11 protein-coding genes are annotated in these 10,978 nt (G+C 67.2%); 6 read left to right on the forward strand and 5 right to left on the reverse strand.

The features are described 5' to 3' along the window. Positions 1-73: 73 nt before the first annotated feature. The 5 genes from OXN85_11510 to trpD all read right to left on the reverse strand — a co-directional run bounded on the left by OXN85_11510 (position 74) and on the right by trpD (position 4,968). Entirely contained in the window at positions 74-754 is a 681-nt protein-coding gene (locus OXN85_11510; protein MCY3600581.1) for a hypothetical protein, read from the reverse strand. Beyond that, positions 751-1,560, reverse strand: coding sequence for a hypothetical protein (locus tag OXN85_11515; protein ID MCY3600582.1), 810 nt, complete (start codon positions 1,558-1,560; stop codon positions 751-753). The genes OXN85_11510 and OXN85_11515 overlap by 4 nt, the downstream gene beginning before the upstream one ends. A 322-nt stretch (positions 1,561-1,882) precedes the next feature. Further along, on the reverse strand, positions 1,883-2,605 hold the full coding sequence (locus tag OXN85_11520) for a hypothetical protein (GenBank protein MCY3600583.1): 723 nt from the start codon (positions 2,603-2,605) through the stop codon (positions 1,883-1,885). A gap of 457 nt (positions 2,606-3,062) precedes the next feature. Beyond that, on the reverse strand, positions 3,063-3,815 hold the full coding sequence (locus OXN85_11525; GenBank protein ID MCY3600584.1) for a hypothetical protein: 753 nt from the start codon (positions 3,813-3,815) through the stop codon (positions 3,063-3,065). Between the two features lie 139 nt (positions 3,816-3,954). Then, positions 3,955-4,968: an anthranilate phosphoribosyltransferase gene (trpD, locus tag OXN85_11530; GenBank protein MCY3600585.1), complete on the reverse strand. Its 1,014-nt coding sequence runs from the start codon at positions 4,966-4,968 to the stop codon at positions 3,955-3,957. A 66-nt stretch (positions 4,969-5,034) separates the two neighbouring features. Between trpD and truA the strand changes: the two genes are divergently transcribed. The 6 genes from truA to purQ all read left to right on the forward strand — a co-directional run. Beyond that, complete coding sequence (gene truA, locus OXN85_11535; protein ID MCY3600586.1) at positions 5,035-5,865, forward strand: tRNA pseudouridine(38-40) synthase TruA; 831 nt, start codon at positions 5,035-5,037, stop codon at positions 5,863-5,865. A gap of 109 nt (positions 5,866-5,974) precedes the next feature. Next, on the forward strand, positions 5,975-7,477 hold the full coding sequence (locus OXN85_11540) for a trypsin-like peptidase domain-containing protein (GenBank protein MCY3600587.1): 1,503 nt from the start codon (positions 5,975-5,977) through the stop codon (positions 7,475-7,477). A gap of 77 nt (positions 7,478-7,554) precedes the next feature. Continuing rightward, entirely contained in the window at positions 7,555-8,985 is a 1,431-nt protein-coding gene (gene purB, locus OXN85_11545; protein MCY3600588.1) for an adenylosuccinate lyase, read from the forward strand. 97 nt (positions 8,986-9,082) lie between these two features. After that, positions 9,083-10,036: a phosphoribosylaminoimidazolesuccinocarboxamide synthase gene (locus OXN85_11550; protein ID MCY3600589.1), complete on the forward strand. Its 954-nt coding sequence runs from the start codon at positions 9,083-9,085 to the stop codon at positions 10,034-10,036. After that, positions 10,033-10,290, forward strand: a complete 258-nt coding sequence (purS, locus tag OXN85_11555) for a phosphoribosylformylglycinamidine synthase subunit PurS (protein ID MCY3600590.1) — start codon at positions 10,033-10,035, stop codon at positions 10,288-10,290. Before OXN85_11550 ends, purS begins: the two co-directional genes overlap by 4 nt. Before the next feature lie 40 nt (positions 10,291-10,330). Further along, on the forward strand, positions 10,331-10,978 hold a 648-nt coding region (purQ, locus tag OXN85_11560), incomplete at its 3' end, for a phosphoribosylformylglycinamidine synthase subunit PurQ (protein MCY3600591.1).

Raw genomic sequence — 10,978 nt, forward strand, 5'->3', positions numbered from 1 at the left:
CCATCCTCGTTCGCGGATTTTGAGCAGCCTCTGGTGGGAGGGGGGCAGGACGCGCGGGCGGTCTTCCGCGGCCTTACCCCTGCAGACTCGATCTGACGGGCATCCCGTATGACGGTGGGTTGAACGCTGATCCCACACTGTCGCGGTAATCCCTCACCGGTTCCACGGGAGCGCCGGCCGCCACCCATTCAGCGATTTCGTTCGGTCCGAGCTTCCTCACTAGCTCGCGACGTCCCTCGATCCGGCGGGAGCCTGCCTCGAATGTAACGATCTGCTCGACCACCACGATCTGCGGCGTTCCGGCCCAGCCCGGAAGTTCATCGTTGTAGATGAACTGCAGAACGCCGCTGCTAATCCAACTTCGTCCCGCCACGACCTCGTCGAACGGCCCGTGCCGCTCCAAGTGGACAATTCCGGCCGCCGCTACCATGTCACGTGCCACACCCATCGCTGCAAAACCAACACCACGTTCCTCGGCCTGTCGCGCAACGAGCAACTTCGCAGCCTTCACACCCTCAATGGTCTCCGGAACGTTGGACCAGTAACAGCGGGATGACAGGATGGCCACGAGCAGCAGTTCCCTACCTTCTCGCAAACGCAGCCCGGGGCGGTATTCCTCTTCTGAATCCCGGCGTGCTTCCCAACGAAGATCTACTCGAGGGGTCGGAATCAAACCGAGCGACCCGATGGCGATTCCACTCAGGAGGAGTATCCCCAGAGCCAGATCTCGCATCCTCAAACGACGGAGCTTCATCGTTCTGACTCCATGTGCCACAGTTGTAATCTCGGATAAGGTCCTGGAACGTTAGTCACATAAGTCGTGTCGCCAACAGCCAGTATGCGCCGGCCATCCTCGTCCTCCTCCAGAAGTCCTCCCTCGCCCGTACGGGCATCCAGCAGATACGTGCGCGCGACCACCTGCCCCCGGCGTCGTTGGCGATCATACGACACCAGCACATAGCCGGCTTCTGAGATAATCACGTTTGAGAGAACCTCCATCGGTGGAATAGGGGCGCCGCGACTGTTTCCCATTTCCTGCCAGTATCCCTGGACATAATCTTCGAGGAACACGGACCACATGGGCTTCCCGGCACCCGTAAAGCCCTCTACGATCGGAAGATCCTGGTGTCCGTAGGCAACCATCGTGGGCTGGCCGCCGCATGCCACCAATCCCTGCGACAGCGCCCGGCGTGTGCCTTCCGAGCCGAACATGTACCCGCCCCCGAACGCGATCTCTTCAGAACCATCCGGCCCATACCTGCGAATGGTCCCCACCGGCTCCCGCGCCGCGTTGACGATCATGGCGTCCCCATCCACACATAGAGAGCGGGGCGACACATCGATCGGCAATTGACCATCCCACTCATACCCCTCCGCGCCTCTCACGAAGACCTTCACTCCTCCCGCTTGAGCCACGAACAACGAATCGCCGACGACAGCCAGAGCCTCGGGCCACCTGAACTGACGTGGCCCATCCCCAATGCCTCCGAACGATTCCACCGCTTCGCCGCTCCAATCGAAAATCACTACCCGCCCGGTCCGACGATCAAGAACAAACACTCGGTCCCCTCGGCCAAGCGCTACACGTAGACCTCCCCCGAGAACCCCTGCGCCGCCGCCCTCCAAATCACCCATTACGACACCCGGTCGAGCGTTCATGATTCTGCGTCGCATCGTCGTCCAGCGGACCGACGCTACTTCGTTCATAGATTTCGAAGGTATCGTGTCACCCCCGATCACAACCGTGGCCCGTCTCTCAAGCTCGTCGACCGCGGTCGCCAGCGGGTGGTCGACGCCGCCTCTCCCATCGCCCGCGCACCCCGCCAACAACACTGCAATCCAGATCGGCGATCGACCGCACACGTGCACCATGGAGACACCGCTATTGTTCGTCAACATACCAAATCCTCAGTCTCGGATATGCGCCGCGGACATACGTAACATACCGGTCCCCACTGATCGCGAGTATCTCACGGTCACCACGATCGGTTTGCTCCAGCAAACCACCCGCACCGGTTAACGCGTCCAGCAGGTAAGCTCGCGTCGTCACATTACCATCCAGATCCTCGCGGTAATATGATGCTATCACAAAGTCCGAGGACGTCATGACGAGACTCGTGAGATTCTCGCGAGGAGATTCGGGACTCACCATCCAACCGTCACTCGTTTCTGTCCAGTAGCCTTGCTCATAATCGGACATGACCGTCGACCACACTTTCGTACCATCCAACGCGTAAGCATCGACCGCAGGCAGACGTTCGTGTCCATAGACGACGACGCCGAGGCCATCACGGCAAGCCACGAAGCCAGTCGACAATGTCTGTTGAGCGTAGCGCCAGCCGACGGTATAGCCAGTGCCGAACGATTGTCGTCGGTTGGGTGCGACAAGTCCATATTCGACAATCACTCCTTCCGGCTGGCCTCGCACGCTGCCGAATACCCGTCCTCCACTGACACAAAGCGAATTGAGAGAGCCCTCCAGCCGCACCTGCGTTTGCAAGAGATACTCGCGACCAATCTCGGCGAAGACTTTAAGGAGTCCCGTCTGGGCAACCATTACTGTGTCGCCGCTCGCGACCAAATCACGGGGTGCACGAAATTCCATCGGGCCATCTCCGACTCGACCAAAGGTGGACACTGCCAGACCGGCAGCGTCAAAGATCACAACTCTTCCGTTCATTGAGTCGAGGACATACGTTCGCCCCTCAGCACCTAGCGTGACGTTGACCAGATCACCCAGGACATCCAATCCCTCACCGCCGAACGCGCCTAATATGGGTCCCGGGGACGCAGTGAGAATGCGGTGCCGCATGTTGGACCAGCGAAGCGCCTCAACTTGGTGCATGGTGGCCGGGGGAAATGTGTCGGAAGACAGTATGAATGTGGCTCCACGTTGAATGTCCCTCAGAGCGTCGGGAAGAGGATGACGATTGGATCCGTCCTCCTCCATCCCGCAGCCGATCCCAACGATTCCAAAATGCAACAAGAACATATGCCGGGACATACGTCCGAGAACCGCGCTCCGGATCGGCACTAGCATGAGGCGGAAGACCATCGGATAGTCAATGGAATGTCAATTCGCAACTGGCAACGAACGCTGCGAGGAGTTGCTCCGGGGCCCAGCGCTCCAACTCGCGGAGCGTACATCCCGGCCACCGGTGGGATCTCCGGGTCAACGTTCGACGGTCGCAGCCCAGGCTGGTCGCCACGTTCCCCCAGCTCGCTCCAGCCCGACGAAGCTGCTGAGCCTTCAGGGTTGCGAGACCCGAGAGGAGTTCGCTGAGCTTTGGCTCGCCGCCGACCTGTGCGCGGAACTCGTGGGACAGCGTCGTCGGCGAACTGCGGATCGCGGAGGCGAGGTGTTTCACGCCGCGGACTGGTGTTCCTTCCGCCTGACGAAACGCGTATACCAGGGCGGAGCGAAGAGCAGGACGTATGGAGGAGCTCTGGATTCTCTCCGCCAGATGTGCCAGTTCGGTCGTCGTGCGAGCCGCCTGTATCCGATGCGCGAGCTGGGTTTCAAGATCGTCGAACCAGACAAGCTCGGCCACCCTCACGTTGCTCAGCGAACGTGCAACGTCTGCATCGCGATCCGTCACAAAGATCACCGGAACCCAGGGTCGCCTCAGTCCCAGGTCCGTTAGGAGCTCCGTTCGTTCTCGCAGCGATCGGGGCCCACAGCCGACGACGATGCAACTGGCGCCGTTATCGCCTGCGGTGAGTTCCCCCGCAGCATCGACGACGTGAGCAGCGGCGCCGGCTGCCCGCCGTATGCGCTCGGCGTCGCTACGCGTATCCGCCAGAATCCAAATCATTCCACCCTCTCCCCACTCGAAGTGATCGCACGGGGATACACATCCCCCTACTCCTGGGGATACACATCCCCCTACTCCTAATGGGTTCCGAGTGGGCGAAACCTTACACGGCAGCTTTCCTCCGACGCGCTCGGTGGGGTCATGCGGTCGGTTGAAACGATTGCAGGGATTGGAGTTGTGACTCTCCGGCGCCCGAATCGATGGATTGTTCGGCGGCGGCGACGCCGGCGGCGAGGGTGTCCACGGCGCCGGCGGCCCAGAAGGCGGCGGCGGCGTTGAGCACGACGGCCGCGCGGCCGGCCCCGGCTTCGCGGCCGTCGATGACGCGCCGGACCCGTTCCGCGTTCTCCTCCGGTTCGCCTCCGGCCAGATTGGAGGGGGCGTACTCGGGCCAGCCGAAGTCGGAGGGCGCGACCTCGAACTCGGACAGCGTCCCGTTCTCGATGCGGAAGACCCGGGTCGGGCCGAGGGGGCTCAGTTCGTCCATGCCGGGCTCGCCGTGGACGACGAGCGCGCGCTCGTGGCCGAGTTCGAGGAGGGTGTCGGCGACGAGGCGCTGAATGTCGGGGTGGGCGACGCCGACGACCTGCCGGCGCACACCGGCCGGGTTCGCGAGCGGGCCGAGGAGGTTCATGATCGTGGTCACGCCGAGCGCGGCGCGGACGGGCCCCACGTGCCGCATGGCCGGGTGGTGGGCCGGGGCGAACATGAACACGAACCCGGTCTCCTCGAACATCCGCTTCTCGTCCTCGGGAGGGAGTTCGATGGGGACGCCGAGGATCTCCAGCACGTCGGCGCTGCCGCACTTGGAGGTGAACGAACGGTTGCCGTGCTTCGCGATGCGAACGCCGCCGGCCGCGGCCACGATGGCGGCCGCGGTCGAGATGTTGAACGTGGTCAGCGTGCCCCCGCCCGTCCCGCAGGTGTCGATGATGCGGTCGTCGTCCAGGGCGAGCGGGATCATGGCCTTCCGCAGCGCGCGGACGCCGCCGGCCACCTCGGCGGGCGTTTCCCCGCGCATCCTGAGCGCGGCGAGGAGCGCGGCCATCTCGGCGTGGGTCGCTTCGCCGCTCATGAAGCGGTCGAACGTGGCTTCAGCGGCGGCGGCATCCAGGGTCTCGCCGGAGAGGACGCGCCGGATCGTGTTCGTCACCTCGATTCCTCCTGGTTCCCCCTCATCGGTTTCCCCTCGTCGGCGGGAAGTCGCTAATCTTCGCGCATGTCGGATTCCACGGCCCCGCCCGCCCGTTTCCGGGCCACGATCGAGTACGATGGGACCTCCTTCCACGGATCCCAACTACAGCCCGGCGTGCGTACCGTCCAGCGCGAGGCGGAGGACGCGCTCGGGAAACTCTTCGACCGGCCCGTCCGCATCGACCTCGCCGGCCGCACCGACGCGGGGGTTCACGCGTCGGCGCAGGAGATCGCGTTCGGCGCGCCCCCCGCCTGGAGTCCGCAGGAACTGGCGCGGGCGCTCGGGGCGATTCTTCCCGACGATGTCGCCGTCCGGAAAGTGAGGAACGCGGCGCCCGATTTCCATCCGCGCTTTGACGCGGAGAGACGCCGTTACCGGTATGTGGTCACCGAAGGCAGCCGGAGGCGGCCGTTCCTGCGCGACGGCGCCTGGATTCCGCGGTGGCCGCTCGACCGCGACGCACTCGTCCGGCTCGCGGCGGCCGTCGCCGGCGAACGGTCGTTCGAGCGCTTCGCCCGTGCCGGGCAGCCCGAGCGGGGGACGCGCTGCCGTGTCGCGAGCGCGGCGTGGCGCTTCGACCGACCGCCCTTCTTCTTCTTCGAGATCATCGCCGACCGCTTCCTCCACCACATGGTGCGCTACCTGGTGGGGACGTCCGTGGAGATCGCCGCGGGGCGCCGCCCGTTCGAGGACTTCGAGCGACTGCTGGCGGGAGAGGCCGCCTCAAGACCGGTCTTCCCCGCCCCGCCGGGCGGGCTCTACCTGACGGGCGTGCGCTACGGCGGCGAATGGAACTCCGGCCCGGGAATCCCCTGGCTCCCGGCCGAACCTCCGGCCGAGGGGCATCAAACATGAACCCTCGGGGGTTGTTTGGCGTACAGTTATCGTGTGAGTCGCCACCGCGCGGGTGGCGGCGTGCCTCCCGGGCCGAAGATCGCACGAGGGACATGAGGTGGCGCAGCCCATGAACGAGGGAAATCGGGTCAGGCGAATGCTGCTGGCGGCCGCGCGCGTGTTCGTGGCGGCCACGGTCCTGATCTTTGCCGGCCTCGGCGTGGGGGCGCTTGTTACGACGCTGGGGAACGGGCCTCCGCCGCCGGAGGAGAGCCGGCCCGCGGACAACCCGTTCGCGCGCACCTCGCTGGCCGACCCCGCGAACCGGCCCGAGCCCCAGTCGCTGGCCGAGATCTCGGGGGCCCGGCGGACGCCCACCGTCATCGCCGCGGTCCGCGTGCTCCCCTCGGTCGTGAGCCTGCGGACGGAGCGGACCGTCCAGTCGCAGGACATGTTCACCCGCTTCTTCAACCGCGGCGGCCGTTCCCGGGTCGAGGCGGGTCTGGGCTCCGGGTTCGCGATCGACGACGCGGGCACGATCATCACGAACGCGCACGTCGTGAGCGGGGCGGACCGCATCGAGGTCGTGGACCGCGACGGGCAGCGGTTCGAGGCCGAAGTGGTCGGCTTCGATGAACTCACCGACCTCGCCGTCGTGAGAGTTCCCCCGGGCCGGGTGCCCGCGGCGCCGCTGGGCTCGTCCTCGAACCTTCTCATCGGGGAACCCGCGGTGGCGCTCGGCAACCCGTCCGGCTACGCCCTCCGCAACACCGAGGCGACCGTGACCTCGGGCGTCGTCAGTGGCGTGGGGCGCGACATCCAGGCGGCGGGCGGCCAGGAGGTGCTCTACGCCGACATGATCCAGACCGACGCCTCGATCAACCCGGGCAACTCCGGCGGTCCGCTCGCGAACGCGGACGGCGACGTCATCGGCGTGAACAGCTCGATCTTCTCGCGCTCGGGGGGATCGGAGGGGATGGGCTTCGCGATCCCCATCGACCGGGCGCTCGTCGTCGCCTCCGAACTCCTCCAGTTCGGGCGCGTGCGCCGGCCCTGGGCGGGACTGCAGGTGCTCACCGACCGGCCCGACCCCGAGTCCGTCTTCGGCCGCCCGCTCGTCGTCGAGGTCCTGGATGGGACGCCGGCGGACGATGCCGGACTGCAGGCGGGGGACGAGATCGTGACCCTCAACGGGCGCGTCATCAACCACGATCTCGACTGGCAGGTGGGGCTGGTGGATTCAGGGGTGGGATCGACGGTGGACGTGACCTTCCAGCGGGGGGGACGTGAACTCCAGGCGCGCTTCCGGCTGGACGAGGTGCCCACCGGACGGGCCGAGCGCATCGAGGTGCTCGCGGGGCTCCGGCTGATCACGGTCACGCCGCAGATCCAGCAGGAACTCAACCTCCGGGTCGACGCCGGCGCGCTCATCGCGTCGGTCGGCGAAGAGGCGCGCGGGACGAGGCTCCGCGAGGGGGACGTCATCCTCAGCATCAACCGCAACGAGGTGCGCTCCGCCGAGGACGCGGGCGAACTCTTCGATTACTACGCGCGCTCCCGCGACGGCTCGGTGCAACTCTACATCGCGCGCGGGACGGAGATCGGATACCTCCAGCCCTTCCGCGTCCGCTGATCATGGGCTAGACTGCGACCTTACGGCGACCGAGGTCGCCCCGGGAGGGCCGCTGGCTGGACTGGACTGCGCCTCTGATGGCGGAACGTCACTACCCACATCCTCTCATCGACCGCTACGCCTCGAGCGAGATGGCGGCGATCTTCTCCCCTCGCATGCAGGCGCTCGTCTGGCGCGACCTGTGGATTGCGCTCGCCGAGGAAGAACGGGCGCTCGGGGTCGAGATTCCCAACGACGCCATCGTCGCCATGCACGCGGCGCGGGAGCAGATCGACCTCGACCGCATCGCCGTCATCGAGCGCGACCTCCGTCACGATGTGATGGCGCACGTGCATCACTTCGGCGAGGTCGCCCCGGAGGCTCGGAAGTACATCCACCTCGGCGCGACGAGCGCCTTCGTAGGCGATAACCACGGCCTCATCCAGCACCAGCAGGGTCTCGACATCGTGCGCGACCGGCTGCTGGGGACGATCGAGGACCTCGCCGCCTTCGCCCGCGCACAGGCCGCCGAGCCGACCCTCGGCTACACGCACCTGCAGCCGGCCCAGCCGACGACGATCGGGAAGCGCGCCTGCCTCTGGCTCCAGGACCTCCTCTTCGACCTCGAGCAGGTCGAAGCCGTGCGGGCGGAACTCCGCTTCCGGGGCGCCCGGGGCACGACGGGGACGGAGGCGACGTTCCTCGAACTGTTCGAAGGGGACGGGGGGAAGGTGGACCGGCTCAACGAGCGGCTCGCGGCGCGCTTCGGCTTCGCCGGGACGTACGATGTGATCGGCCAGACGTACCCGCGGAAGGTGGACCACCGGGCGCTCGCGGTGCTCGCCGGCATCGGCGCCTCGACGGCGCGCTTCGGGCACGACATCCGGATTCTGCAGGCGTTCGGCGAGATCGAGGAGCCGTTCGGGAAGCACCAGATCGGCTCGTCGGCGATGCCCTACAAGCGCAACCCCATGCGGAGCGAGCGGATCTGCGCGCTGGCGCGGCACCTCTGCACGCTGGAACTCGACGCGTCGTGGACCGCCTCCGTGCAGTGGTTCGAGCGCACGCTCGACGACTCCGCGAACCGCCGCATCTCGCTGCCCGAGGGCTACCTGTCGGCGGACGCCCTCCTCATCCTCGCGCGCAACGTGAGTGCGGGACTCGTCGTCCACCCGGCCGTCGTGGCGCGCCGGCTGGGCCGGGCCCTCCCCTTCATGGTCACCGAGGAGATCCTCATCGCGGGCGTGCGGCGGGGCGGCGACCGGCAGGACCTGCACGAACGGGTGCGGGGACACGCCCTGGCCGCGCGCGAACGGCTCGACGAGGGCGCGGAGGACAACGACTTCTTCGCGCGCATCGCCGCCGACGGCGCCTTCGGGCTCGGCATGGAGGAACTCCACGCGCTCGCCGACCCGCACCGGCTCGTCGGCCGCTCCGCCCACCAGGTGGAGCGCTTCCTGACCACGAGGATCGACCCGCTGTTCGAGGCCGCGGGCGCGCCGCGACCCGCCGAAGAGGTCCGCGTATGATGCGTATGACGCGTGGGACGCGTCGGACGCGGCGTTCCCGCGGGAACGCGGCCGGACCCGAACCCGTGACTCCCGAAAGGACACTCGAAAGGACACCATGACACAGACCACGCTCGGCGCCGACGCGCCGGCCGCGCTGCACGACATCGACCTCCCGCTGCCGCTTCTCCGCAAGGGGAAGGTGCGCTCGATGTACGATCTCGACGACCGCATCCTGATGGTCGCCAGCGACCGCATCAGCGCCTTCGACTGCGTGATCCCGAACCCGATCCCCCACAAGGGGGCCGTGCTCACCCAACTCTCCGCGTTCTGGTTCGACCGCACGACGGACATCGTGGGCAACCACCGCGTCGCGAGCGACCCGGCGGCGATCGCCGAGGCGGTGCCGGAACTCGCCGGCACGACCGACACGTGGGGACACCGCGCCATGCTGGTCGAGAAGGCGCGGCCCCTGCCCGTCGAGTGCATCGTGCGGGGCTTCATCTCCGGCTCCGCGTGGAAGGAGTACAGCCGCCACGGGACGCTGGCCGGCGAGCCCCTGCCGGAGGGGCTGCGGGAGTCGGAGGAGTATCCGGAACCGATCTTCTCGCCTTCGACGAAGGCCGAGCAGGGGCTCCACGACGAGAACATCACCTTCGACCGCATGTGCGACATCGTGGGGGCGGAACTCGCGGGGGAACTGCGCGACATCAGCCTCGCGCTCTACGCCGCGGGCCGCGACACGCTCCGCGAGCGCGGCATCATCCTCGCCGACACGAAGTACGAGTTCGGGCGCGGGGCGGATGGGCGCCTCATCCTCATCGACGAGGTGATGACCCCCGACTCCTCCCGCTTCTGGCCCGCCGATTCGTACCGGATCGGGGGCGGCCAGCCCTCGCTCGACAAGCAGCCCGTGCGCGACCACCTGCAGGAGATCGTCGGGCGCGGGGAATGGGACAAGACGCCGCCGGCCCCGGCGCTCCCGGAAGAGGTCATCCGCACGACCTCGGAGCGCTATCTGGAGGCCTTCCGGCGCATCGCGGGCCACGAACTCTACGAGGCGCCCGCATGAGCCGGGTCTGGTCCGTGGATGTCCGGGTCACGCCGCGGGAGGGGATTCTCGATCCGGCGGGCGAGACGATCCGCCGGGCGCTCGGGAACCTCGGCTACGAAGGCGTCCACTCCGTGCGCGCCGGGCGGCTGATCCGTCTCGAGGTCGAGGCCGATGAGGCGGAGACGGCCAAGGCCTCCACGGAGAAGATGTGCGAGCAACTGATCGCGAACCCGATCATCGAAGACTACGTCGTGCGCGTGCGGGAGGGGTGAACGGATGACGGCGGGGATGGAGGTTGGGATGAAGGTGGGCATGAAGGTGGGCATCGTGCGGTTCCCGGGCTCGAACTGCGATGCGGACGTGTACCGGGCCGTGACGGAGGGGCTGGGAGAGAGCGCCACGTACCTGTGGCACAAGTCGACGGACCTCGGGGGGGTGGACGTCGTCGTGCTGCCGGGCGGATTCTCGTACGGAGATTACCTGCGGGCGGGGGCGATCGCCCGCTTCAGCCCGATCATGGGCGAGGTGATCGACTTCGCGCGCTCCGGCGGGCTCACGCTCGGGATCTGCAACGGATTCCAGGTGCTGTGCGAGGCACACCTCCTGCCGGGGGCGCTCGTCCGGAACCGGAACCTTCGCTTCCGCTGCCACGACGTCGGACTCCGCGTGGAGAACGCCGGGACGCCGTTCACGTCGGCCTATGCCGAGGGCGACCGGCTCCATATCCCGATCGCGCACGGCGAGGGCCAGTTCGTCGCGGAGAGCTCGACGCTCGACGAACTCGAGGCGGAGGACCGGGTCGTGTTCCGCTACGTCGACCGGCGCGGACAGGCGACGGACGCCGCGAACCCCAACGGCTCGGCGCGCAACATCGCCGGGATCGCGAACGCGGAGGGGAACATCCTTGGGCTCATGCCGCACCCGGAGCGCCACTCGCTCTCCGTCCTCGGCAACACGGAC

The organism is Candidatus Palauibacter australiensis, from assembly GCA_026705295.1.
GTDB classification, from domain to species: Bacteria; Gemmatimonadota; Gemmatimonadetes; order Palauibacterales; family Palauibacteraceae; genus Palauibacter; species Palauibacter australiensis.